Here is a 25441-nt window from a genome sequence, read left to right as displayed (position 1 = left end):
ACCTGCGATGTCCGACGCACTCTGGGCCGCGCGCGAAGGCGACGCACTGATGCACACCTCGATGCTGGCAGACATCGTCGGCGGCGTGCTGGAAGTGGCGGCGACCGTTGCCATCGGTGCGTTGGCCACCGCTGCCGTTGGCGCCGCGCTTGGCATCACTGCCGCCACCGGAGGCCTGGGCTGCTTCGTGCTCGGCGCGGTGGTCGGTGTCGTGGTGGGCGTGGCCATGGCCAGTACCGGCGCCGATACGGCACTCAGCCGATTCTGCGAAGGGATCGGCAATGCGCTGTTCCCGCCGTCCATCCAGGCCAACATCGCCACCGGCTCGCACGACACCCATACCAACGGCAAGCCAGCCGCACGTGCCGCTGGCGTGGTCCTGCCGCCTCCTCCTGCGGACGCCTCGCTTGCAGAGGAGGAACCCGAGGAGGAAACCTTCCTCGACATGGCCCAGGGCTTCTTCTCGCAACTGTGGCGTCCCACGGTCGCGTCACCGGCCCCCAACACTGCACCGGCCGATGACGACAAGGTCATCTGCAGCAAGCACCCGGCTATGCCGCCACAGTACATTGCCGAGGGTTCGAGTAAGGTCAGCATCAACGGCCAACCCGCCGCTCGCAGCGGCGACCGCAGTACCTGCGAGGGTGTAATCGTCGATTCCGGGCTGATTTCCAGCGATGTACGCATTGGTGGCGAACCGATCGTGGTGCGTGAAATCCGCAGCGGCAAGACTCCCGGCGTCGGTCTGGCAGTCACGGCTCTGATGATGTTGCGAGGACGCGGGGGCAAGTTCTACAGCAAGCTCGGCTGCATGCTAGTCGGTGGCGCCACCAGTTTCGTCAGCGGACAGGTGACCGGTGCGCTGACTCGTGCGATCACTGGCTCACCGAACCCCGTGCACGCTGCCACGGGTGCGAAAGTCCTGGGTGGCGAGGACGAGCAGGATTTCAGGCTCGCGGCCCTGATACCACTGGAGTGGCAACGCTTCTACAGTAGTAGGGACGAGCGGCGCGACGGCTTGTTTGGTGCCGGCTGGAGCGTGTCCTACGAAGTCTTCGTACGCATCGAGGCCGACCCAGAAGGCGGTGAGCGCCTGTTGTACACGGACGAGCAGGCACGGGTGATAGACATGGGTCACATCCCGCCCGGCGATGCTGTGTTCAGCCCCGGCGAAGGCCTGAGCGTGCGCCGGGCCTTGAATGGCGAACTGCTCATCGAGGACATCGAAGGCCTTTACCGCCTCTTCGAGCCCAGCCCCGAAAAACCCGCACACCTGCGTTTGAGCCAACTGGGAGACCGCAACGACAATCGGCTCTACCTGCACTATGACGAGCGTGGACGTCTGTCGGGCCTGCGCGACACGTTCGACCTGGTACGCATACAGCTGCACTACAGCCCACAGCGGCCCTCTCGGGTCAGTACCATCGAGCGCGTTCATGACGATGGGAGCCTGGAGACACTGGCCAGTTATCGCTACGACGAACAGGGCGACCTCTGCGAGGTGCTTGACGAGAAAGGTCGCCTACGGCGCCGCTTCGCCTATGACGACCATCGGCACATGATCGAGCACCAGACAGCGTCCGGGCTTCGGTGTTACTACGAATGGCAGGACATCGAAGGCGAACGCCGGGTTTCCCGACACTGGACCTGCGCAGGTGACGAGTATTGCTTCAACTACGACATTAGCGCTGGCCTGACCCGCATCACCGATAATTTGCAGCGTGTCAGCATTCGTCGGTGGAACGCTCAGTACCAGATCACTGAGTATATCGACGCAATGGCGCAGGCCTGGTGCTTCGAGTGGAACGATGAGCGTCAACTGCTGGCTGCCACCGACCCGCAAGGTGGGCGCTGGCAATATTTCTACGACGAGTCAGGCAATCTTTCACAAACCATCGACCCCTTGGGGCGAAGCGAATCGACACAGTGGCTCGAACACTGGGCATTGCCCCGGACCCATCTGGACCCAATGGGCAATCGCTGGCACTACCACTACGACCAACGCGGCAACTGCGTTCGGGAATGTGACCCGCAGGGTAACGTTACCCGCTATCGCTATGATGTACATGGGCAGGTCGTGGCGGTTACCAACGCCGCCGGCCAATCGACGACCCGCCGCTGGAACCGCCTGGGGTTGCTCGTCGAAGAGGTTGATTGCTCGGGCTTTCCAACCCGCTACGCCTATGACCATCGGGGCCACCTGAGCCAGGTGATCGATGCTGAGAGTCGCACTACTCGATACACCCATGATGCGCGGGGCTGGCTACTGTGCCTGGAACGTCCAGATGGCAATCGCGAGCAATACCAACGCTCGACGGAAGGATTGCTGCTCGCTCATGCCAATGCGGCCGGGCATGTCACCCGCTACGAGTACAACCGACGTGGACAGGTCAGTCGCCAAGTGGATGCCGCTGGTCGCCAGGTTGGTTTCGAGTATGACGCCCAAGGCCGACTTGTGCGGTTGAGAAACGAGAATGGGGAAAGCTATCGATTCTCTTGGGATGCCGATGATCGCCTCGTAGAGCAACGAGACCTCGACGACACCTGCAAGCAATACACCTATGACAGCCTGGGTAATCTGGTCCGATTGGTCTTTCACCCCGAACCTGGCAGCCCCGAGGTGCCCATCGTCCATACACTCGAACGCGATGCCGCAGGCAGGCTGGTTGCCAAGATCACGTCCGATGGTCGCACCGACTATCACTACGACGCACTGGACCAGTTGACCTCAGTGGAATCCACAAGCCCTGACGGTATTCGGCAAACATTGGATTTCACTTATGACAGGCTCGGTCAATTGCTGCAGGAACGGACAGCACGGGGGAGCCTGTCATACAGCTACGACGAGCTGGGTAACCTGACTGGGATACGTCTTGGTGACGGTCGCCAGTTGAATAGATTGATGTATGGCTCTGGGCATCTGCATCAGTTGAACCTCAATGGACATGTCATTGCGGATTTCGAACGCGACCGCTTGCACCGTGAGGTCACGCGCACTCAAGGGCGGCTGCTGTGCCGCAGCGAGTACGATCCGGTGGGGCGTTTGCGCAGCCGTGGTAGCCATGCAGCCGACCAGGCAATTAACCCCTTGTCGGTGGCGCGACAGCACTTCGCCTACGATGGCGGCAACAACCTGGTCGAAGTCCAGGCCCTGAAAGCCCAGGGCAACACCCTAGAGTCTTTAGGCTATGACGCGACAGGCCGAATACTCGTGCGCCACGACCCACTCGCAGGCCAGTACGAACACTTCCACTACGATGCAGCAGCCAACCTGCTCGACAGGTCTGGGAAGCCACCTATCCGTCATAACCGCCTGCTGTGCTATCAGGACAAGCACTACCGCTACGACGGTTTCGGCCGACTGGTCGAAAAGCGCAGCAACAGGCGAGGCATTCAACGGTTTCGCTACGATGCCGAACATCGGCTGATTGAGGTCCGTAACCTGTGCGCCGGGCGCGAAACTGTAGTGTCCATGCACTACGACCCCTTGGGACGACGCATCGCCAAGGAGGAGCGTACCCCGCAAGGGTTGCTTGTCGGCAGGACCGAGTTCACCTGGGACGGCCTGCGTTTGCTGGAGGAGCGTCGCAACGGACGAAGCAGCCTGTACGTTTATACCGATGCCGGTCATGAACCACTGGCACGCATCGACAGCGCAGGCGCCCATCAACAAGTGCTGCATTTCCACAATCACCTCAATGGGCTGCCACTACGACTGACGTCAGAGGATGGCGATACCAGGTGGGAAACCCGTTACGAGGTATGGGGCACCAGTATCGGAGAATGGCGTGCCCCAGGTCATGATGAGGAACAGAATCTCAGGTTCCAGGGGCAGTACCTGGATCGCGAGACGGGCCTGCACTACAACACATTCCGGTTTTATGACCCGGATATTGGACGCTTCACCCAACCAGACCCCCTCGGACTGGCTGGGGGCTGGAATCTCTATCTCTACAGTCCAAACCCGCTCGGCTGGATAGACCCGCTCGGGCTCACCGCCGGCTGTCCGAAGCTGGCACGCAGGAATCGCCATCACTCACGTTCGGCCACCTATACGAAACATACCCAGGCCAAGACGCAATCACAGGCTCAAAGCTTGTCGTCGCGTGGAGGAGCGGCTCAATACTGGGGCAAGGATTTGCCGGAAAACGCTACAGCCAAACAAGTCACAGCGTTCCGTAACCAAGTGGAGAAAGACGCGCTGCGGCACGGTACCGAAATCGACCTGGGCAACAAGGGCTCCTCCTACTACATTCACGATGCAGGGAAACCCATCGGATTCAATAACGGCAAACCGACCCAGTATGTCCGGGTAGAAGTAACCGATACACCAATGCCTGAATTCCATGGACACCCCATTTCCCAGGCTGACTATATGACCTACCTGAAGTCGCAAAAATGAACATCATTCAAGAAATCGCCTTGGCCCATCCTCTCGCAGAACTGCTGGTACCTACCGGCTGGCAGGTATCGAAGAATAATTTCATCGATGCCTCACCCGTCCTGCTCACCGGCATCACCGACGAGCATGCCCGCTTTCTCGCCGCAAAGAACTTTTTCGCCGACGACATCTTCATGGCCTCCAGCGAGCGAACATTCGACAGCGGCTTGCCTGTCACTGCCACCCTCGATGTCTGGTGCAGCCCCTTGGGTGACGAGGAGATCTCGCCCATCGAATATCAGGTTTCCATCTCGATACTCAAAGGCAAGAAACGAACGGCCCTGCTGTCCCGGACCCAATCGACGGAGGACCGTCATCACGCCCAGCGCATCATCAATGCCTGGATGAGCACATTCACCTGGCGAGTGATGTACGAGTTCGAAAACAGCAGCCTGCCTATCGAGCATTACTTTCCTGATCGGCCGATTCCGTGATTCGGCACCACACCACAAAGATAACGGCAGCGATGGACCTGGCCTTCAAACCAAGTACTTTCATCCGATGACCGACCGGCAACGACTCTACGAAAAGCACGAAACCAAGCTGGACCGCCTTTACGACGACATCGAAGAGGGCAAGCTGGAGCGAGTGCGCACATTTGCCCAGAAGTACCCAGACCTGCTGGCCCTGCCACGCTATGGCGAGGCCGGTGAAGAAGGCCTGCTGCATATGGCTGCCAGGGCTGGGCAAACCAAGATCTGCGGCCTGCTGCTCGAGCTGGGCCTGGATCCGAACCAGCCGTTCGTTGACGAAGGGCATGGCACTGCTCTCGCACAGGCCGCAAGCGAAGGGCACCTGGAGACCTGCGCATGCCTGCTCGATGCCGGTGCCAGGGTCGATGGTCTGCCACTGAGTGTCTGCCCTCCCCTGTATGCGGCCGCCCAGTCAGGCCACCGAGAGGTGGTCGCACTGCTCCTGGCGCGTGGTGCCGAGGTCAATCGCCTGCATCTGCGCTTCAACGACAGCGCGCTCGATGCCGCCCGGGCATGGGATCATCCACACACCGCCGACTTGCTGCTATCCCATGGGGCACGCAGCACCCTTGAGGTGGAAGCGGATGATGCCGAAGGTGCGGGGCAGGCCATTGTCACCTTCGTGCACAACACCGCTGGGTGGGTCTTGCCGAACGTCTTCAGCCCGCCCAGCGAGGATCCTCGCACCACACTGCATGTCAGCCTGCTGGATGGCAAAAGCGACTTCAAGCTGCTGTTCACTGTCGGCCTGTACCAGGCCGTACCGATGACCGAACTCTTCATCTGCCTACCGGGCGACTGGGCCCTGCCCCAGGCCCGACTGCCGCAGCACGGTGCCTGGAACTTCCCGGTGCAGTTGCTGGCACGTCTCGCCCGACAGACCTTGGAGCACGGGCCGCTCTGCGAGGGCATGTTGATTCAGCGCAGCGACCCGGGATATGCGGACCTGCCCTGGCCAGAAGCCGTGGATGCCATGCTGGTGGTGGACAAGCCCTGGAACAAGGAGCCTGCCGCGCAAGCCATACCGAAGGAGGAGCGTGTCACCCTGTTGATGCTGGCGCCGGTGAAGTTCACCAACAAGGGCGCTCCCGTCGCCAAGGCCCTGGCAACGCTGGTCGAACGCAAGCGAACGACGAGCTGGAAGACACTGGCACTGGCCATCCCTGCCTGACCCCGTTGGCAAGATGGTGGCGGCGGTCAGGCGCCTCGGAAATGACAGGGTGTGCACGGTGACCCAACTGCTCGGAAACTAAAGAAGCGATTGCCATCGAATATGAGGCGGCTTACCCGGAACCCTCATGGGCCAAGCCCGGTCCTGGTTCGAGGGGCAGCCGCTGGGCAGCCAGGAGCACGCCGGGTTGGCTTCGGCACAGCGCAGCGCTGCACATCGGCACAATCCACACCTCGGGTAAGAGTCTTTTACCAAAACCCCTGGTTTTCCGCAGGCGCCCTTTGCCTATCCTAGTGCGGGTCATCCTGCCTGCGATGGACCCATGAAACACACGCTTCCCACCCGCTACGCCTGCCTGGCCACCTGCCTGCTGTTCACCTTCGCCAGCCTTCCCTTCCTTGCCCAGCACGCCTGGCTCTGGCCCGTCACCCTGGTCACCGCCCTGCTCAGCCTGGTCGGCCTCAACGACCTGCGACAACGCCATCATGCGGTACGGCGCAACTATCCGATCCTGGGCAACATCCGCTACCTGATCGAGACCATCCGCCCGGAGATCCGCCAGTACCTGATCGAGGGCGACGACGACAAGCTGCCGTTCTCCCGTTCGCAGCGTTCGCTGGTGTATGCCCGGGCCAAGAACGAGAGTGCCGAGAAAGCCTTCGGTACGCTCAACGATGCCTACAAGCCGGGCTTCGAGTTCATCAGCCATTCGATGCTGCCAGTCGCGCCCCCCGACCCGGCGTCGTTTCGCATCGACATCGGCGGGCCGCAGTGCCGACAGCCCTACTGCGCTTCGATCTTCAACATCTCGGCCATGAGCTTCGGTGCCCTCAGCGCCAATGCCATCGCCGCACTGAACAAGGGCGCACGCCTGGGCCGTTTCGCCCACGACACTGGCGAAGGCAGCATCAGCCCCTACCACCGTGCGCATGGCGGTGACCTGATCTGGGAGATCGGCAGCGGCTACTTCGGCTGCCGGACGGCAGATGGCCGTTTCGACCCGGTGCGCTTCGCCGAACAGGCTGGCGATGCGCAGGTGAAGATGATCGAGATCAAGCTCAGCCAAGGCGCCAAGCCCGGCCATGGCGGTATCCTGCCTGGGCACAAGGTCAGCCCGGAGATCGCCGCCACCCGTGGCGTGCGGGTCGGTGAAGACTGCATCTCGCCGGCAGCCCACAGCGCCTTCCGCACGCCGGTGGAGCTGTTGCAGTTCATCGCCCGCCTGCGCGAGCTGTCGGGCGGCAAACCGGTCGGTTTCAAGTTCTGCCTGGGCCATCCGTGGGAGTTCATGGGGATCGCCAAGGCCATGCTGGCCACGGGCATCACCCCGGACTTCATCGTCGTCGACGGCAAGGAAGGCGGTACCGGCGCGGCGCCTCGCGAATTCAGCGACAACATGGGCGTGCCCATGCGCGAGGGGTTGATGTTCGTGCACAACACCCTGGTGGGGCTGAACCTGCGGGATCGCGTGCGTATCGGGGCGGCGGGCAAGCTCGTCAGCGCCTTCGATATCGCCAGCGTGCTGGCCCTCGGCGCCGACTGGGTCAACTCGGCCCGTGGCTTCATGTTCGCCATTGGCTGTATCCAGTCCCAGAGCTGCCATACCAACAAGTGCCCGACCGGCGTGGCCACCCAGGACCCGCTGCGCCAACGCGCGCTGGTGGTGCCGGAAAAAGCCGAACGGGTTGCCAGCTTCCATCGCAACACGCTGCATGCCCTGGCAGAAATGCTCGCCGCCGCCGGCCTGGAACACCCCTCGGCGCTCAAGCCCAAGCACCTGGCGCGGCGCATCAGCCCCAGCGAGATCAGCCTGTTCTCCCAGTTGCACCACTTCCTCAAACCGGGCGAATTGCTCAACGGCTCGATCGACAGCGAGTTCTATGCACGGATGTGGCGAATGGCCCGCAGCGACAGCTTCGCACCCCAGGTCAGTGACACCGAGGCGGTCGTACCGATGGCCACGGTGCGCCGGAAAGAAACAGCCCCGGCATAGGCCGGGGCTGCTGGTAACGCCGAATCAGGATCAGAAGATGCTGATTGGGTACTCGACGAATACGCGGACTTCGTTGCCGTCGTCGTTGTAGCCGTTCTGGCGGACTGCGGTGTTGGTACGCACGATGGAGCTACGCACCTTGACCGACAGGTCCTTGGCCGGGCCTTCCTGGACGACGTAGCGGATCTGGTTGAACAGTTCGCGCTCCTTGCCCTCGCCGAAACCGTGGGTGTTGATGTTGTCGCCACGCACGTAGGCGAGCTTGTAGGTCAGGCCAGGTACGCCGAAGGCGCCGAAGTCCAGGCCGTAGCCGATCTGCCAGGAGCGCTCGTCCTCGGCGTTGAAGTCGGACCAGTAGGAGTTGGCCAGGTAGATGGTCGAACCACCGTCACCCACGCCGCCACGGTTCTGGTACCAGCCGTAGTTGTAGCCGGTGTCGCCGGTGCTGCGCTGGTGGGCGATGGTCACCGAGTGAGGGCCGAAGGCGTAGGTGGCTGCCAGGCTCCAGATGGTGTTGGAGTCGCCGGTCAGGCCAGCTTCACGCTCGTACTTGCTGTCGATGCTGGTCTTGTAGCCGTTGAAGTCCAGGGTCAGGGACTGGTCGTCGGCGATCGCGTGGACGTAGTTCAGGCCCAGGTAGTGCTTCTTCAGCACGTCCTCGACATCGGAGGTGTACAGGGAGCCGGTGAAGTTGTCGGTGAACTGATAGCTGCCGCCGAACACGTTGATCGACTTCAGGCCGCCACTGTCGCGACCTTCGGCGCTCTTGCGCGCTTCCTGGGTGAAGCGACCGGCGTTGAGCTCCAGGCCCTTGATCTCCTTGGAGGTGATCATGGTGCCGGTGAAGCTTTCCGGCAGCAGGCGCGCGTCGTCGTACTGCAGCACGGGCAGCGCTGGCATCTGGTCACCGTACTTGAGCACGGTGTTGGAGACACGGAACTTGATGGCGGCGCCAGCACGGGCCAGGTTGTGCGGCGAGTTGGATGGCTCGGTGTCGCTCGGCTTGAAGAAGTCGACGCCCGCGCCACCGTTGTGGCCCTTGCCACCGTCCAGGCGGATGGCGTAGAGGCCGAAGGCATCGACGCCCACGCCCACGGTGCCCTGGGTGAAGCCCGACGAGAAGGTGCCGATGAAGCCTTGGCCCCACTCGATCTGGTCGTTGGTGCCGTGCTTCTTGTCGCGGTTGATGTAGGCGTTGCGCAGCAGGACGCTGGCGCTGCTGTCTTCGATGAAGCCCTTGCTTTCGGCCTGTTCGTTGGCCTGGGCCTGAGTCGCGGCGATCATCGCCAGTGCGACCAGGCTGATCCTGGTTTTCAACATGTTGTTTTCCTTATTTCTTAATCAAAAACGCTCTGCAATATGACGCCAGGAACCAACGCCCCTTCGTAGGTTCGACGCTATGCGGATCCGAACTGAAAAGGCCCGCCAGCAGCGGGCCTCGCAGCAGCATGGCCAAGTCATGGCCAGCAGGCGTTGGCCGAATCCTAGCCGCCTGTGCTTCGGCATGTCAAAAAATCGTGAAATGCAGGTGGTTATAACCAAGATCATGCGTTTGGCAGGTGTGTTCGTGGCCATATCCCTCCAGCTTCTGGACAATTTGCCTCTTGTCGGCAACCGCCCCGGCCAGTGGGTGGAAGGAGACTCCCGGGTTACCCGCATGGCTCGGGACCCGGGGGCGCGAAGCGGCCCCAAGACGCCCGTTTGACGGGCCGGTATTCGAGTCGCCATAAGTACGAAACATCTACGACTAAAGTCGTAGAAACAAAGTGATACATATGTAAAGACAAGAGCTTACAAATACCCGAGCAAGAGCAAATAACAAGCATTATCATCCGCATCCATTTTTCACCTACCGCCCTTTCGGATGTGTCCATGCTTGTTCCCTGCCGCCTGTCACCCCTGACGCTGGGCCTGTCGCTGCTGTTCAGCGCCGGGCTGGCCAATGCCGCCACCACTACCCTGCCGGAGCTGTCGGTCACCGCCGACAGCGACCGTGAGCGCGACACCCCCAGGGTCAAGGAAGTCAGCACCGCGACCCGTACCTCCACGCCGGTGCGCTACGTACCCCAGGCCATCGACACGGTGAAGACCGACAACCTCCTGGACTACGGCAGCAATACCCTGGGCAAGGCCCTCGAAGGCATCCCCAACGTCAGCAGCGGGGCCGACACCCGCTTCGACAGCGTGCGTATCCGCGGCTTCGATGCCAGCAACGACTTCTACCTGGACGGCATCCGCGACGATAGCCAGTACGTGCGCGACCTGCACAACATCGAGCGGATCGAAGTGCTCAAGGGCCCGGCAGCGGTGCTCTACGGCCGTGGCAGCCAGGGCGGCATCGTCAACCGGGTGAGCAAGGCACCCGAGCACGGCCGCCGCTCGAGCATCGAGGCCCGTGGCGGCAGCGAAGACCTGCGCAGCCTGTATGCCGACCTCAGCGCCGACCCCAGCGACACCCTCAGCCTGCGCCTGAACATGGGCAACGAAGACAGCAACAGCTTCCGCGACGGCGTGGACGGCAACCGCCAGCTGTTCGCCCCATCCATGAGCTGGCAACTCACCCCGGAGCTGAACTGGCTGGTGCAGTACGAGTACAGCCGCTACAACCGTACCCCGGACCGTGGTATCCCTGGCGTCGACGGCCGCCCGGCGGATGTCGGGCGCGACACCACCTACGGCGATACCCAGCGCGACTTCATCGACGACAAGGCCCAGTCGCTGCGTTCGCGGCTGAACTACCAGCTCAGCGACAACTGGCAACTGCGCCACACCCTGGGCCTGTTCAAGCTCGACAGTGAGTTCGACAATACCTACCTGACCGGCTACGCCCCCAGCACCAACCTGGTCTCCCGCCAGCGCTGGCAGCAGGACCTGAACACCCGCAACCTGTTCAACAACCTGGAAGCCGAAGGCGACATCGCCACCTGGGGCCTGGAACACAAGCTGCTGGTCGGCGTTGAGATCGGCAACCAGCGCCGCGATCCGCTGCTGCGCTCCGCCGGCCCGTCGGTACCAGGGGTGGACCTGGACAACCCCGACCGCAGCCAGCAGCACAACGGGCCGATGACGGTGACCAGCGACAACCACACCGTGGTCGACAGCCGTGGCCTGTACCTGCAGGACCAGATCCGCCTGAACGATCAGTGGCAGATCCTCGCCGGCGTGCGCTTCGACCGCTTCGAGGTGGAAACCACCAACAGGCTGAACGGCCTGTCCGAGAAACAGGACAGCACCAGCACCAGCCCACGCCTGGGCGTGGTCTATTCGCCCTGGCGCGAGCACTCCTTCTATGCCTCCTGGAGCAAGACCTTCTCGCCGGTCGGTGGCGGGCTGATCGGCATCACCCCGGGCGCGACAGGCAATGCCAACCAGACCAGCCCGGAACACACCCGGCAGAAAGAGATCGGCGTCAAGAGCGACTGGCTCGACAAGCGCCTGAGCACCACCCTGGCCCTCTATGAACTGGAGCTGTACAACCGCCGCACCCGCGACCCGAACGACCCCACCATCACCCTGCTCAGCGGCCTGCAGCGCTCGCGCGGCATCGAGCTGACCGCCACCGGCAACATCGTTGGCAACTGGTATGTACGCAGCGGCATCGGTATCCAGGACGCGACCCTCGTCAAGGACAACAACGGCCAGGAAGGCAACCGCATCAACAACGTGGCCAAGCGTAACGGCAGCCTGTTCATCACCTGGAAGCCGGAGCTGGGCTGGTACGCCGAGACCGGCCTGACCCTGGTGGGCGAGCGCTATGCCGACAACCAGAACACCACGCTGATGCCGGGTTATGGACGCTGGGACGCCCTGGCCGGCTACCGCACCCATGACTGGGATGTGCGTGCGGCGCTGAGCAACATCACCGACAAGACCTACTACAGCTCGGCGACCAGTGCGGCGCAGATCCAGCCGGGCGAGCCGCGCAGCCTGGTGGTCACCGGGACCTACAGCTTCTGACCCTGTGACAGTCCCTGCAACGAAAAACGCCACCGCGACATGCGGTGGCGTTTTTCGTTGCAGGACTCCTGCCCGGGTCAATGCCAGTCAGCCAACAGCGCCTCGAGCTCCGCTTCGCTGATCAGGCCTTGAGGGTATCGCCCATCCAGCAGACGTCGTGGGTCGGTCGTCCTGACCGGATGGCTTCCATGCTGTTTCAACCACTGCGTCAAGATCCTGAGCGATTGGTGGTTCACTGCCGAGGGGGGCAAAACCGACTCACTTGCTGCATTCATCTCCACACGTACTCCCTGGGGCCGTGAGCGGTTAACTTACGTTGGTTTTGTTACAGAACGGCGTAGGCCTAACTGTATGAAACACAATGAAAAAACAATACAAATCCTGTGCCATGCCCCCCACCGGCCATCGCCAGGAAAAGAAAGGGGCCGCTTCACGGCCCCTGGACATCAACCGCGCTTGACCGGCGCTGGTTGCTGCTGGGTCAGGCAGTGGATGTTGCCACCGCCGAGCAGCAGTTCGCGGCCCGGGATCATCACCACTTCATGATCCGGGAAAACCTTGGCCAGGATCGCCCGGGCCTGGGCATCGGCCGGGTCGTCGAAGCTCGGCGCGATGATCCCGCCGTTGACGATCAGGAAGTTGACGTACGAACCGGCCAGGCGCACCGACGGGCTGCGCTCCTGGCTGCCGAGCACCTGGTCGACACCGGCGCACTCTTCTTCGGTGGCATACAGTGGGCCCGGGATCGGCATCTTGTGCACCACGAACTCGCGGCCCTTGGCGTCGCGGCTGTTCTTCAGCACGTCGTAGGCAGCGTGGCAGCGCGCGTAGTTGGGGTCGTTGGAATCGTCGGTCCAGGCCAGTAACACTTCGCCGGGGCTGACGTAACAGCAGAAGTTGTCGACGTGGCCGTCGGTCTCGTCGTTGTACAGGCCTTCCGGCAGCCAGACGATGGTTTCCACCGCCAGGTGTTCACGGAGGATCGCTTCGATCTGCTCGCGGTTCAGGTGTGGGTTGCGGTTGCGGTTGAGCAGGCATTCCTCGGTGGTGATCAGGGTACCTTCGCCATCCACATGGATCGAGCCACCTTCGAGCACGAAACCTTCGGTGTGGTAGCGCTGGCAGCGCTCCATCTCCAGGACCTTGGCCGCCAGCGCCTCATCGCGGTTCCAGGGTGCGTACAGGCCGCCCTCGAAGCCACCCCAGGCGTTGAAGCCCCAGTCCACGCCACGCACTTCGCCCTGGTCGTTGATGACGAAGGTCGGGCCGGTGTCGCGCACCCAGGCGTCGTCGCTGCTGATTTCCACCACGCGGATGTTGGGCAGGTCCAGTTGACGGCGGGCATTCTCGTACTGGCCGGCGGAGACGGCCACGGTGACCGGCTCGAAGCGGGCGATGGCCTTGGCCAGGGTCACGTGTGCGGCCTGCGCCGGCTTGCCGCCCAGGCGCCAGTTGTCCGGGCGCTCCGGCCAGACCATCCAGACCTGGGTTTGCGCAGCCCACTCGGCAGGCATGTGGAAGCCGTCGGCACGCGGGGTGGTGTTGAGGGTTTTCATGGGTAACCTCTGCGAAGGCCCGGCGCCGGTTGCGCCGGGTCGTTGATCGATCAGGATTCCAGCGGGCCATCCAGGTCGAAAGTATGCACCAGCACACCTTCCGCGGTCGTGGCGGGTTCCTGTTGGTGACGTGGCGAAATTTATAACCGATAAATATCGACTTTAAAAGCCAAAAGACAGACTTGACCGACATAAGGCTGCCACCTAGAACGATAAAAATCTGGCTGAGACGTCTCAGGTGGTATTTGGGGGCCGCTTCGCGGCCCCCGGCAGCAGTTGAACGTCTGCGCCCTACCGCCGCTAGAGATCCTCCCCCAGCACCCGGTCGACGCTGTCGACGAAGTAATCCACGCTCTCCCGCGTGGTGCACATCGGCGGCTTGATCTTGAGGATGTTCAGGTAGTCGCCGGTCGGCTGCATGAAGATCCCCAGGTCGCGCAGCCGGTCGCACAGCACTTTGGTTTCCTCGCTGGCCGGTTCCAGGGTCTGGCGATCGCGCACCAGCTCCAGCCCCAGGTAGAAGCCCGAGCCATGGGCGGCGCCGGCAAGTGGATGTTTATCGACAAGCGCTTGCAACCGCGCCTTGAAATACCGCCCCACCTCGCGGGCGTTGTCCCACAGGCCCTCGTCGCGCATCACGTCCAGCACCGCCAGGCCGATGCGGCAACTGACCGGGCTGCCGCCGGCCGAGGAGAAGAAGTAGCCCTCGGCCTCCAGCGCCTCGGCGATCTCCCGCCGGGTGATCACCGCCCCCAGCGGCTGCCCGTTGCCCATGCCCTTGGCCATGGTGATGATGTCCGGCACCACACCCTGCTCCTCGAAGCCCCAGAAGTATTCGCCCAGGCGGCCGTAGCCCACCTGCACCTCGTCGGCGATGCACACCCCGCCACGCGCGCGCACCTTGGCATAGACCTGGCGCAGGTAGCCCTGAGGCAGCGCGATGCCGCCGGCATTGCCGTACACCGGCTCGCAGATGAAGCCGGCCAACTGCCGGCCGCGCGCGTCGAGGTCGGCGAGCTTGACCTCGACATCGCGCAGGTAGCCGGCGGCGCTGTCCGGGCCACGGTAACGGCCCCGGAAGGTATTGGGCGCTTCCACCGGGTGCACCCAGTCTGGCCGGGTCTCCAGGGCCTGGGGGTTATCGGCGATGGACGTGGAGATGGCATCGGTGGCCACCGACCAGCCGTGGTAGGCCTCCAGCACGCTGAGCAGGTCGCGCCCGCCGCTGTAGGCCCAGGCCAGGCGGATGGCCAGGTCGTTGGCTTCGGTGCCGCTGTTGACCAGGAACACCCGGTCGAAGCCCTCTGGCGCCAGCGCCAGCAGGCGCTCGGAAAACTCGGCGATGGCCGCGTAGTGAAAGCGCGAGTTGGTGTTGACCCGCGACCACTGCCGGGCCGACTCGGCCGCCATGCGCGGGTGGCCATGGCCGAGCACGGCGACGTTGTTGAGCATGTCCAGATAGGAGCGGCCCTGCATGTCGACCAGGTAGTTGCGCCAACCCCGCTCGATATGCGGTGGCTGCGCATAGTAGTGCTTCTGCGAACGGGCGAAGCTGGCCTCGCGGCGGGCCAGCAGGGCTTGCGGGTCGACCAGCGGTTCGGCGTCGCAATCGAAGCCGAGCAGGGGCCGTGGCGAGGGGCACAGGGCCAGCCACGCCTGGGCCTGCGAGGGCATGGCGAAGAACGGGGGCTGCTGGCCGTCGTCGCGGCACAGTTGGACGCCCAGGAAGCCGCAGGTGGTTCCCAGCACTTGCCCTTTGGCCAGGGCCTGGCCATCCACCGGCGCCTCTTCCAACCCCTTCAGCCACAGGCTCCAGTGCGAGGTGCGCAGGCAGCCCCGGCCATCGCCATCACGTTGCCAGGTGCCCGCTGCTGGCGCCTGCAGCACGCTGCCAGGCGGCACGTTCAGCTCCACGCCCAGGGCGCAGGTGGCCGGCTCCTGGGGGCGATCGACATGGGTCTGCGACAGCCGGTACTGGCCGTGCAGGGTGCAGGCCGGGGTGGCTTGCGCAGCCAGCAGGCGCTGGTCGAAGCCGGGTTGCTCCCAGTTGCCCGCCTCGCAGTGCGGACTGAGCACGCCCAGGTCGAGCCGTGCCACGGCCTGCCCGGCCAGGGCCGGCAGCAACGGCACGCACCCATCCAGTGCCAGTGGTGCCAGGGCGTGCCCGCCAGCCTGCAGGATCGCCGCCTCCATCAAGGCGAAGGGCAGGCTGCAGGCGGTATCGAAGATCTCCCATTCGTGGGGGATGTTGTCGCGGATGTACTGGTTGCCGGGCTCCACACGCAATTGCTCTTCGCTGCTGAGCACCAGGACTGCGGCACGCATCAGCACCAGCGGCCACAGCGCACGCAGCTCGGCTTCCTGCAAGGGGTTGATGGCCTGGTAGGCACTGACCGCCGGCAGGATGCGCAGCGGATCGCCTTCGGCGTGGTGCAGCAGGGCCGCGCAGGTGACGGACAGGTCAGCGATGCGCCAGGTGCGCAACAGGTCGCCGAAGTCGATCACGCCCTGCAACTGCCATTGGCGTTCGGCGTCGCGGGCCCAGACGGTGTTGTCGTCGGTGATGTCCAGGTGCACGGCCTGGCTCGGCAGCGCCCCTGCCAGGGGCTGCAGGCGCTCGACGGCAAGACGGGTGACCTGCTCGACTTGCGCACGCCGCCTGTCGTCCTGCAAGGCTGGCAGCAGGTGCCCGATCAGCGCCTGTGCATGGCGTGGATCCCACTGCAGGGTGCGCTCCAAGCCTGGGTGATCGAAGCCTGCCAAGGCCTTGTCGACTCGAGCGCACAAGCCGCCCAGCTCGGCCATCAGGCGCGGCGCCATGTGCTTGAGGCGGGTCAGTGGCTGGCCGTCGAGGTAGTCGAGCAGGCGCACCCGCAGCGGCTGGCCGTCGATGTCCAGCGTCAGCAGGTCCTGGCCGTCGCGGGCCTGGCGTACCGCCGGCACCGGCAGCCCCTGCGCGCGCAGGTAGGCCAGCGCTGCATGCTGGGCCTGCAGCTCCACCTCGGCATAGCTGCCGTGGCAGGCCTTGAGCACGAAGCGGCCCTCGGCGCTGTCCAGGCACAGGTTCAGGTCCTGCTGGCTGCCCAGGGGGTGCAAGGCCCCTTCCAGGTCGTAGTGCGCCCGCAGCAGGGCGTGGGCCTGGGCTTCGCCGAGCGAGGGGCTGGGCTGGCTGGAACGCTGGATCAGGGTGCTGAGGGGCATGGAAAAGGTACCTCGTTTTTTTGTCGCTTATATCGCCACCGCTGCTGCCGATATACAAGAGGCAGGCGATGACTATGTCGATCGGTCAAGGCCGGCAAAGGCTCGACGGCATCGCTTGTAACCCGTCCCCCGAGCCGCCAAGCTAGTGTTTCCAGGGGACCTGAACCCGCTTTTCCAGAGGCAGTTTGAGATGCGCATTCTCGTCACGGGTGGCGCCGGCTTCATCGGCTCGGCCCTGATCCGCCACTTGATCGACCACACCGAGCATGAGGTGCTGAACCTCGACAAGCTCACCTACGCCGGCAACCTCGAGTCCCTGCGCAGCATCGCCACGAATACCCGCTACGAGTTCGTCCAGGCCGATATCGCCGACCAGGCCACCGTCAGCGCCTTGCTGGCGCGCTTCGAACCCCAGGCGATCATGCACCTGGCGGCCGAGTCCCACGTGGATCGCTCCATCGACGGCCCGGCGGCGTTCATCCAGACCAACATCGTCGGCACCTATGCCCTGCTGGAGGCCACGCGCGCCTGGTGGAGCCGGCTGCCGGCCGAACAGCGCAGCGCGCTGCGCTTCCACCACATTTCCACCGACGAGGTCTATGGCGACCTGCATGGCGCCGACGACCTCTTCACCGAGTCCACGCCCTACGCGCCCAGCTCGCCCTACTCGGCCAGCAAGGCAGCCTCCGACCACCTGGTCCGTGCCTGGCATCGCACCTACGGCCTGCCGGTGCTGATCAGCAACTGCTCGAACAACTACGGCCCGTTCCACTTCCCCGAGAAGCTAATCCCGCTGATGATCCTCAATGCCCTGGCCGGTAAGCCGTTGCCGGTGTATGGCGATGGCCAGCAGGTGCGTGACTGGCTGTTCGTCGAGGACCATGCCCGCGCCCTGCTCAAGGTCGTGAGCGAAGGACAGGTCGGCGAGACCTACAACATCGGCGGCCACAACGAGCAGAAGAACATCGACGTGGTACGCGCCATCTGCGCCCTGCTCGAAGAGCTGGCGCCCCAGCGCCCAGCCGGCGTCACCCACTACGCCGACCTGATCACCTTCGTCCAGGACCGCCCCGGCCATGACCTGCGCTACGCCATCGACGCCGGCAAGATCGAGCGGGAGCTGGGCTGGGTGCCGCAAGAAACCTTCGACAGCGGCCTGCGCAAGACCGTGCAGTGGTACCTGGACAACCGCCAATGGTGCCAGCACGTCCAAGATGGCAGCTACCAGGGCGAGCGCCTGGGCAATACCGACTTCAAGGACCTGATCGCATGACCAAGGGCATCGTCCTGGCAGGCGGCTCCGGCACCCGCCTGCACCCCATCACCCTCGGCGTCTCCAAGCAGCTGCTGCCGATCTACGACAAACCGATGATCTACTACCCGATCTCGGTGCTGATGCTCGCGGGCATCCGCGACATCCTGCTGATCTCCACGCCCCAGGACCTGCCGCAGTACCGCCAGCTGTTCGGCGACGGCAGCCAGTTCGGCATCGCCCTGAGCTACGCCGAGCAGCCCTCGCCCGACGGCCTGGCCCAGGCCTTCCTGATCGGCGAGCAGTTCATCGGCAACGACCCGGTGTGCCTGATCCTCGGCGACAACATCTTCCACGGCCAGGGCTTCAGCGAGCAGTTGCTGCGCGCGGTGAACCAACCTTCCGGCGCCACGGTGTTCGGCTACTGGGTCAAGGACCCGGAGCGTTTCGGCGTGGTCGAGTTCGACGACCAGGGCCGCGCCCTGTCCATCGAGGAAAAACCCATCGCGCCCCGCTCCAGCTATGCCGTGACCGGCCTGTACTTCTACGACAACGATGTGATCGAGATCGCCAAGGGCATCCGCCCGTCAGCCCGAGGCGAACTGGAGATCACCGATGTCACCAACGCCTACCTCAAGCGTGGCGACCTGCGCGTGGAGCGGTTCGGTCGTGGCTTCGCCTGGCTCGACACCGGTACCCACGACAGCCTGCTGGAGGCCTCGCAGTACGTGCAGACCATCGAGCATCGCCAGGGCCTGAAGGTGGCCTGCCTCGAGGAAATCGCCTTCCAGAAGGGCTGGATCAGCCGCGAGCAACTGCTGGCCAAGGCCCATGAACTGAAGAAGACCGGCTATGGCCAGTACCTGGGCAAGCTGGCGGAAGAGTACCCATGAACGTCATCGCCACGCAGATCCCCGACGTGCTGATCATCGAGCCCAAGGTGTTCGGCGACAGCCGGGGGTTCTTCTTCGAAAGCTTCCATGCCCGTGCATTCGCGGCGCAGACCGGCGTCACCGTCGACTTCGTCCAGGACAATCACTCCCGCTCCCAGCACGGCGTACTGCGCGGCCTGCACTACCAGGTACAGAACCCCCAGGGCAAGCTGGTCCGCGTGGTCCAGGGCGAGGTGCTGGACGTGGCAGTGGACATCCGCCGCAGCTCGCCGACCTTTGGCCGCTGGGTGGCGGTGCGCCTGTCGGCCGACAACCATCGCCAACTGTGGATCCCGCCGGGGTTCGCCCATGGCTTCGTGGTCCTGAGCGAATCGGCCGAGTTCCTGTACAAGACCACCGACTACTACAACCCCGCCGCCGAGCGTTGCATCCGCTGGGACGACCCGGACCTGGCCATCGACTGGGCCCTGCCAGGCCCGCCGCAGCTGTCGGCCAAGGACCAGGCCGGCGTATCGCTGGCCGAGGCGCAGCTGTTTCCATGAAGATCCTCGTGTGCGGCCGCAACGGCCAGCTCGCCCAGGCGCTGCAAGGCGCACTGGCGGGCTTGGGCGAACTGCACCTGCTCGGCCGCGAGCAACTCGATCTGGCCCACCCCGAGGCGCTGCGCGAACCGCTACGCCAGCTCGCCCCCGACCTGATCGTCAACGCCGCGGCCTATACGGCAGTGGACCAGGCCGAACAGGACGCGCAACGGGCTTTCGCCATCAACGCCGAAGGCCCACGGGTACTGGCCGAGGAAGCCGCGCGCCTGGGCGTGCCGTTGATCCACTACTCCACCGACTACGTCTTCGATGGCAGCAAGCCCAGCCCCTACACCGAACAGGACACGCCCCATCCATTGAGTGTCTATGGGTGCAGCAAGCTGGCCGGTGAGCAGGCCATCGCCGCGGTCGTGGGCGAGCACCTGATCCTGCGCACCAGTTGGGTCTACTCGCTGCACGGGCGCAACTTCCTGCTGACCATGCAGCGCCTGCTGCAGGAGCGGCCGCAATTGCGCGTGGTGGACGACCAGATCGGCGCACCGACCTGGACCGCCACCATCGCCGCCAGCACCCGCGCCCTCATCGAGCGCTGGCAGGCCGGCCAGCCCGGCGCCTGGGGCACCTACCACCTGACCGCCCAGGGCGAGACCTCCTGGTTCGGCTTCGCCCAGGCCATCGGCGAACACCTGCGCGCCCAGGGGCTACCCTGCGCCGAGCTGCTGCCGATCCCTTCGAGCGAATACCCGACCCCGGCACGCCGCCCACGCAATTCGCGCCTGGACTGCTCGCACCTTGCCCGTGAATGGCAGGTCAGCCAGCCGCACTGGCGCCAGGCGCTGATCGACTGCCTCAAGTAGCGCATAATTGCGCCAGATCCTTCTGGCGCATCACCATGACTTCGATTTCCACGCCTCCCCGCCGCCCACGCTGGCGCAGCCTTGCCCTGCTGGCCCTGTGCCTGGCCCCGCTGCTCTGGCCACTGCACCATCTTGCCGAACGCTACTACCAGGACGAACTGGCCTCGCAGAACCGCCAGACCCTCGACCTCTACGTCGCCAACCTGCTCGGCACCCTGCACCGCTACGAGACCCTGCCGCAGATTCTCGGCGACCTGCCGGCCCTGCGCGGGGTGCTGGCCGACCCGTTCAAGACCGAGGCGGTGACCAACGCCAACCGCCTGCTCAAGAGCATCGTCGAGCAGACCGGCGCCGAGGTGATGTACCTGATGGATATCAGCGGCAATACCCTGGCCGCCTCCAACTGGGACAAGCACGACAGCTTCGTCGGTCGCAACTTCGCCTTCCGTCCCTACTTCATCGAAGCCATGGAGGGGCGCCTGGGGCGTTTCTTCGGCCAAGGCACCACCTCGGGCAAGCGGGGGTATTTCTTCGCCGCGGCCGTGCACGAGCGCGAGCGGGTGGTCGGCGTGCTGGTGGTCAAGGTCGACCTGGACCACACCGAGACCTTGTGGGGGCGTACCCCTGAACAATTGCTGCTCACCGACCAGAACGGCGTGGTGGTGCTGACCTCTCGCCCCGACTGGCGTTTCCGTGCCACCCGCGAGCTGACCGAGGCCGAGCGCGAGGCGATGATCGCCATCCAGCCCTACCCGACCCAGGCCCCGCAGCCGCTCAACCTCAACCCCTCGGCCTGGCTGGTGCAGAGCCGCGACATCCAGGAGACCGGCTGGAAGGTCAGTATCCTCGCCCCCCGCATGCTGGTGGATCGCTCGGTGCAGACGGTCATGGCCATCGGCGCTGGCACCCTGCTGGTACTGATGCTGCTGGCCGGCCTGGTGATGCAGCGGCGGCGCCACTACATCGACCGCATCGGCTTCGAGGCGCGCGGGCGCCAGGAGCTGGAAAAGCGCGTGATGGAGCGCACCGCCGACCTCGAAGGGCTGAACGCCCGCCTGAAAACGGAAGTGCTGGAACGCGAGCAGGCCCAGCAGGAGCTGGTGCGCGCCCAGGACGAGCTGGTCCAGGCCGGCAAGCTGTCGGTGCTCGGCACCATGTCGGCGAGCATCAGCCATGAGCTCAATCAACCGCTGGCGGCGATCCGCAGCTACGCCGAGAACGCCGAGATCCTCCTCGACCACGAGCGCACCGAGGACGCCCGCGGCAACCTCAAGCTGATCGGCGAACTGACCGGGCGCATGGCTTCGATCATCGCCCACCTGCGCGCTTTCGCCCGCCGCGACCAGCATGCCCCGGAGAGCGTGGCCCTGCAGCCGGCGCTGGACGACGCCCTGGCGCTGCTGGCCAAGCGCCGCCGTGCCATGGCCGTGGAGCTGGTCCGCGACCTGCCGGATGCCACGCTGTGGGTCCAGGCAGGCGAGACGCGCCTGCGCCAGGTACTCGGCAACCTGCTGGCCAACGCCCTCGACGCGCTGACCGAGAAGGCCAACCCGCGCAAGCTGTGGCTCAGTGCCGAAAAGCGCGACGGCTACGTCTACCTGTACATCCGCGACAATGGCCCTGGCTTCAGCCGCCAGGCCCTGGAACATGCCAAGGAGCCGTTCTTCACCACCAAGACCCGGACCCAGGGCCTGGGGCTGGGCCTGGCCATCTGCGAAAGCCTGATGCACGCCCTCGGCGGTGAGCTGCTGCTGGGCAACCACCCCGAAGGGGGTGCCCTGCTGACCCTGCAACTGCGCGTGGCCAAGCCCGGCGCCAACCTGCAACCTTCGGAGGACCCCTCGGCATGAGCCCCGAGACACTGATCGACAGCCGCGCCCAGGTCATCCTGGTGGACGACGACCCGCACCTGCGCCAGGCTCTGAGCCAGACCCTGGACCTGGCCGGGCTCAAGGTCGTCTCCCTGCCCGACGCCCATGGCCTGGCCGAGCGCATCGAGGCCGACTGGCCTGGCGTGGTGGTCAGCGATATCCGCATGCCGGGCATCGACGGCCTGCAACTGCTGGAGCAGGTACAGGGCCGCGACAACGAGCTGCCGGTGCTGCTGATCACCGGCCACGGCGACGTGCCCCTGGCGGTGCAGGCCATGCGCGCCGGGGCCTACGATTTCCTGGAAAAACCCTTCGCCAGCGATGCCCTGCTCGACAGCGTGCGCCGTGCCCTGGCCCTGCGCCGCCTGGTGCTGGACAACCGCAGCCTGCGCCTGGCCCTGAGCGACCGTCAGCAACTGGCCGCGCGTCTGGTCGGCCAGTCGCCGGCCATGCAACGCCTGCGCGAACAGATCGGCGCCCTGGCCGGCACCCGCGCCGATGTGCTGATCCTCGGCGAGACCGGCGCCGGCAAGGAGGTGGTGGCGCGCGCCCTGCACGACCTGTCCAGCCGCCGCGACGGCCCGTTCGTGGCGATCAACGCCGGGGCCCTGGCCGAGTCGGTGGTCGAGAGCGAGCTGTTCGGCCATGAGCCGGGGGCCTTCACCGGTGCCCAGAAACGGCGCATCGGCAAGTTCGAGTTCGCCAATGGCGGGACCCTGTTCCTCGACGAGATCGAGAGCATGAGCCTGGACGTGCAGGTCAAGCTGTTGCGCCTGCTGCAAGAGCGGGTGGTGGAACGCCTGGGCGGCAACCAGCAGATCCCTCTGGACATCCGCGTCATCGCCGCGACCAAGGAAGACCTGCGCCAGGCCGCCGACCAGGGGCGCTTCCGCGCCGACCTGTACTACCGCCTGAACGTGGCGCCGCTGCGCATCCCGCCGCTGCGCGAGCGCGGCGACGACATCCTGGTGCTGTTCCAGCACTTCGCCGACGCGGCCAGCCAGCGCCATGGCCTTTCGCCCAATAGCCTGCAACCGGCCCAGCGGGTCATGCTCCTGCGCCATGACTGGCCGGGTAACGTGCGCGAGCTGCAGAACGCTGCCGAGCGCTTCGCCCTGGGCCTGGAGCTGGCCCTCGACGGCCAGGCGCCGGCCAGCCCCAGTGCACCGGCGCCGGTGCCCGGCGGCAACCTCAGCGAACAGGTCGAGCAGTTCGAGCGTTCGTTGATCGCCGCCGAGCTGGCCCAGCCACACAGCTCCATGCGCAGCCTCGCCGAGGCCCTCGGCATCCCACGCAAGACCCTGCACGACAAGCTGCGCAAGCACGGCCTGAGTTTCGAAGGCAGCAGCAGCGGGCACGACGACCAGGAGGACAACCGCCCATGACCACCGACAGCCAGTATCTGCAATCCGTACTGCACAGCGACATTCCCCTGACCCGGCAGATGGGCCTGGAGGTCATCGACTGGCAACAGCAATGCCTGCGCCTGCAACTGCCCCTGGCCGCCAACGTCAACCACAAGAGCACCATGTTCGGCGGCAGCCTGTACTGCGCCGCGGTGCTGGTGGGCTGGGGCTGGCTGCACCTGCGCCTGCGCGAACTGGGCATCGACGATGGTCATATCGTCATCCAGGAGGGCCGGATCAACTACCCGCTACCGGTCACAGGCACCGCCGTGGCGCGCTGCGAGGCGCCGGACGACAAGACCTGGGAACGCTTCGTGGCGCTGTACCAGCGCCGCGGCCGGGCACGCCTGACCTTGGACACCGTGGTCAGCAATACCGGCAGCGACGCGCCCGCCGTGACCTTCAGCGGGCAGTACGTGCTACATCGCTGAGGCGAGTTGCAGCAGCGCCTGGCGCCAGTCGGCGGCGCCGGGCAAGGCCAGGAAGAATGGGTTGAGCAGCGATTCGCGCGGCGGATAGAGGAACGGTTGGCCATCCAGGCCGATCACCTCGCCGCCGGCGCCTTCGAGCACGCCCTGGGCAGCGGCGGTGTCCCACTGGGAGGTCGGCGCCAGGCGCGGGTAGCAATCGGCGGCGCCTTCGGCCAACAGGCAGAACTTCAGCGAACTGCCGATATTGGCCAGCGCCAGTTCACCCACGGCGCTGCCCAGGCCGGCCAGCAGGGCTTCCTGCTGCGGGCTGGAGTGGCGCCGGCTGGCGACCACGGTGAAGCGCCCCCCGGCAGGTGGGGCGCTGCGCACCTGGATCGGCTCGGCCTGCACCCCCGCTTCGGCGCGCCAGGCACCCAAGCGGCGACCGCCGAAATAACAGCGCCCGTTGGTCGGCATGGCGACCACGCCGAACACCACCTCGCCGGCCTCGATCAAGGCGATGTTGACGGTGAATTCCTCGCTGCCGGCGATGAACTCCTTGGTGCCGTCCAGCGGGTCCACCAGCCACCAACGCTGCCAGGCCTGGCGCTCGGCCAGGGGGATGTCGCAGTCCTCCTCGGACAGCACCGGGATCTGCGGCGCCAGGGCTTGCAAGCCCTCGACGATGACCCGGTGGGCGGCCAGGTCGGCGGCGGTCACCGGCGAGTCGTCGGCCTTGGTGGTCACCGCGACGCCAGCACGCCAGAACGGCAAGATGGCCTTGCCGGCCAGGCCTGCCAGCCTGGCCACCTCGTGCATCAGCTGTTGGTCGTTCATACCTCGAGCAGCCCCCGCTGGGCCAGCAGGTCGCGAGCCAGGTACAGCGCCGCCAGGGCACGGCCTTCGGAGAACTGCGGGTGCATGGCCAGGGCCGACAGTTCACGCAGGCTGACCTTGTCGACCCGCATCGGCTCGGGCTCGTCGCCTTCCAGGCGCTCCTCGTAGAGGTCGGTGGCCAGCACCACCTGGATCTTCTGGCTCATGTAGCCAGGCGACAGGGAGAGTTCGGTCAGGTGCTCCAACTGGCGCGCACCGAAGCCGGCTTCTTCCTTGAGTTCGCGGTTGGCCGCTGCCAGCACGTCCTCGCCCGGCTCGATCAGGCCCTTGGGCAGGGACAACTCGTATTCGTCGGTGCCGCCGCAGTATTCCTCCACCAACACTGCATGCTCGGCGTCGAGCATGGCCACCACCATCACCGCACCGTAGCCATTGCCGCGCCCGACCAGGCGCTCGTAGGTCCGCTCGGTGCCGTTGGCGAAGCGCAACTGTACGGCTTCGACCCGGAACAGGCGACTGCTGGCGACGATCTCGCGGCTGAGGACGGTGGGTTTCTGGCGCATGGGGCGGCTCCTTGGCGT

Annotated in this window: 18 protein-coding genes; 12 read left to right on the top strand and 6 right to left on the bottom strand. The window is 65.0% G+C overall.

The genetic code is table 11. The features are described from left to right. The first annotated feature begins 7 nt into the window (after positions 1-7). The 4 genes from ABFA30_RS05800 (at position 8) to ABFA30_RS05785 (ending at position 8078) form a co-directional block, all read left to right on the top strand. Entirely contained in the window at positions 8-4402 is a 4395-nt protein-coding gene (locus ABFA30_RS05800; protein WP_410045216.1) for an RHS repeat-associated core domain-containing protein, read from the top strand. Further along, a complete protein-coding gene (locus tag ABFA30_RS05795) occupies positions 4399-4875 on the top strand; it encodes a hypothetical protein (protein ID WP_368815480.1) in 477 nt (158 codons plus the stop codon). The genes ABFA30_RS05800 and ABFA30_RS05795 overlap by 4 nt, the downstream gene beginning before the upstream one ends. Before the next feature lie 67 nt (positions 4876-4942). After that, on the top strand, positions 4943-6085 hold the full coding sequence (locus tag ABFA30_RS05790) for an ankyrin repeat domain-containing protein (RefSeq protein ID WP_410045215.1): 1143 nt from the start codon (positions 4943-4945) through the stop codon (positions 6083-6085). A gap of 322 nt (positions 6086-6407) precedes the next feature. Beyond that, positions 6408-8078 carry an FMN-binding glutamate synthase family protein gene (locus tag ABFA30_RS05785; RefSeq protein ID WP_410045214.1) on the top strand — a complete coding sequence of 557 codons (1671 nt, stop codon included), beginning with the start codon at positions 6408-6410 and terminating at the stop codon, positions 8076-8078. Between the two features lie 30 nt (positions 8079-8108). Here ABFA30_RS05785 and ABFA30_RS05780 read toward each other — a convergent pair whose 3' ends face one another. Beyond that, positions 8109-9398, bottom strand: coding sequence for an OprD family porin (locus ABFA30_RS05780; RefSeq protein WP_225786616.1), 1290 nt, complete (start codon positions 9396-9398; stop codon positions 8109-8111). Between the two features lie 552 nt (positions 9399-9950). Between ABFA30_RS05780 and ABFA30_RS05775 the strand changes: the two genes are divergently transcribed. Continuing rightward, positions 9951-12035 carry a TonB-dependent receptor gene (locus tag ABFA30_RS05775; RefSeq protein ID WP_410045213.1) on the top strand — a complete coding sequence of 695 codons (2085 nt, stop codon included), beginning with the start codon at positions 9951-9953 and terminating at the stop codon, positions 12033-12035. A 77-nt stretch (positions 12036-12112) separates the two neighbouring features. On the opposite strand, the gene ABFA30_RS05770 is transcribed toward ABFA30_RS05775, so the two are convergent. The 3 genes from ABFA30_RS05770 to ABFA30_RS05760 form a co-directional block, all read right to left on the bottom strand. Then, the gene (locus tag ABFA30_RS05770; protein ID WP_225786862.1) at positions 12113-12310 is read right to left on the bottom strand and encodes a hypothetical protein; all 198 of its coding nucleotides are present in this window, start codon (positions 12308-12310) and stop codon (positions 12113-12115) included. A gap of 171 nt (positions 12311-12481) precedes the next feature. After that, the gene (aguA, locus tag ABFA30_RS05765) at positions 12482-13591 is read right to left on the bottom strand and encodes an agmatine deiminase (RefSeq protein WP_253080279.1); all 1110 of its coding nucleotides are present in this window, start codon (positions 13589-13591) and stop codon (positions 12482-12484) included. Between the two features lie 300 nt (positions 13592-13891). Further along, positions 13892-16792 (bottom strand): aminotransferase, encoded by a 2901-nt coding sequence (locus ABFA30_RS05760; protein ID WP_410045212.1) that lies wholly within the window; start codon positions 16790-16792, stop codon positions 13892-13894. 190 nt (positions 16793-16982) lie between these two features. Here ABFA30_RS05760 and rfbB point away from each other — a divergent pair, with 190 nt between their 5' ends. The 7 genes from rfbB to ABFA30_RS05725 are packed head-to-tail and all read left to right on the top strand — an operon-like array spanning position 16983 to position 24044. Further along, the gene (gene rfbB / locus ABFA30_RS05755; RefSeq protein WP_225786620.1) at positions 16983-18065 is read left to right on the top strand and encodes a dTDP-glucose 4,6-dehydratase; all 1083 of its coding nucleotides are present in this window, start codon (positions 16983-16985) and stop codon (positions 18063-18065) included. Further along, positions 18062-18937, top strand: a complete 876-nt coding sequence (gene rfbA / locus ABFA30_RS05750) for a glucose-1-phosphate thymidylyltransferase RfbA (protein ID WP_368815485.1) — start codon at positions 18062-18064, stop codon at positions 18935-18937. The genes rfbB and rfbA overlap by 4 nt, the downstream gene beginning before the upstream one ends. Then, positions 18934-19479, top strand: a complete 546-nt coding sequence (gene rfbC, locus ABFA30_RS05745) for a dTDP-4-dehydrorhamnose 3,5-epimerase (RefSeq protein ID WP_410045211.1) — start codon at positions 18934-18936, stop codon at positions 19477-19479. The genes rfbA and rfbC overlap by 4 nt, the downstream gene beginning before the upstream one ends. Beyond that, on the top strand, positions 19476-20336 hold the full coding sequence (rfbD, locus tag ABFA30_RS05740; RefSeq protein WP_253080283.1) for a dTDP-4-dehydrorhamnose reductase: 861 nt from the start codon (positions 19476-19478) through the stop codon (positions 20334-20336). Before rfbC ends, rfbD begins: the two co-directional genes overlap by 4 nt. A 35-nt stretch (positions 20337-20371) precedes the next feature. Then, positions 20372-22186 carry an ATP-binding protein gene (locus tag ABFA30_RS05735; protein WP_225786624.1) on the top strand — a complete coding sequence of 605 codons (1815 nt, stop codon included), beginning with the start codon at positions 20372-20374 and terminating at the stop codon, positions 22184-22186. After that, positions 22183-23592, top strand: coding sequence for a sigma-54-dependent transcriptional regulator (locus ABFA30_RS05730; protein WP_253080284.1), 1410 nt, complete (start codon positions 22183-22185; stop codon positions 23590-23592). The genes ABFA30_RS05735 and ABFA30_RS05730 overlap by 4 nt, the downstream gene beginning before the upstream one ends. Beyond that, a complete protein-coding gene (locus tag ABFA30_RS05725; RefSeq protein ID WP_225786626.1) occupies positions 23589-24044 on the top strand; it encodes a YiiD C-terminal domain-containing protein in 456 nt (151 codons plus the stop codon). The genes ABFA30_RS05730 and ABFA30_RS05725 overlap by 4 nt, the downstream gene beginning before the upstream one ends. Here the strand turns inward: ABFA30_RS05725 and cysQ are convergent. Both cysQ and nudE read right to left on the bottom strand, forming a co-directional pair. Next, a complete protein-coding gene (gene cysQ, locus ABFA30_RS05720; RefSeq protein ID WP_410045210.1) occupies positions 24033-24860 on the bottom strand; it encodes a 3'(2'),5'-bisphosphate nucleotidase CysQ in 828 nt (275 codons plus the stop codon). The two genes, ABFA30_RS05725 and cysQ, sit on opposite strands and share 12 nt — an antisense overlap. Beyond that, positions 24857-25423, bottom strand: a complete 567-nt coding sequence (nudE, locus tag ABFA30_RS05715) for an ADP compounds hydrolase NudE (RefSeq protein ID WP_225786628.1) — start codon at positions 25421-25423, stop codon at positions 24857-24859. The genes cysQ and nudE overlap by 4 nt, the downstream gene beginning before the upstream one ends. Positions 25424-25441 lie beyond the last annotated feature (18 nt).

The organism is Pseudomonas sp. HLMP, assembly GCF_046365545.1.
GTDB lineage: Bacteria > Pseudomonadota > Gammaproteobacteria > Pseudomonadales > Pseudomonadaceae > Aquipseudomonas > Aquipseudomonas guariconensis_B.
This window is presented reverse-complemented; position numbering and strand designations above follow the sequence as displayed.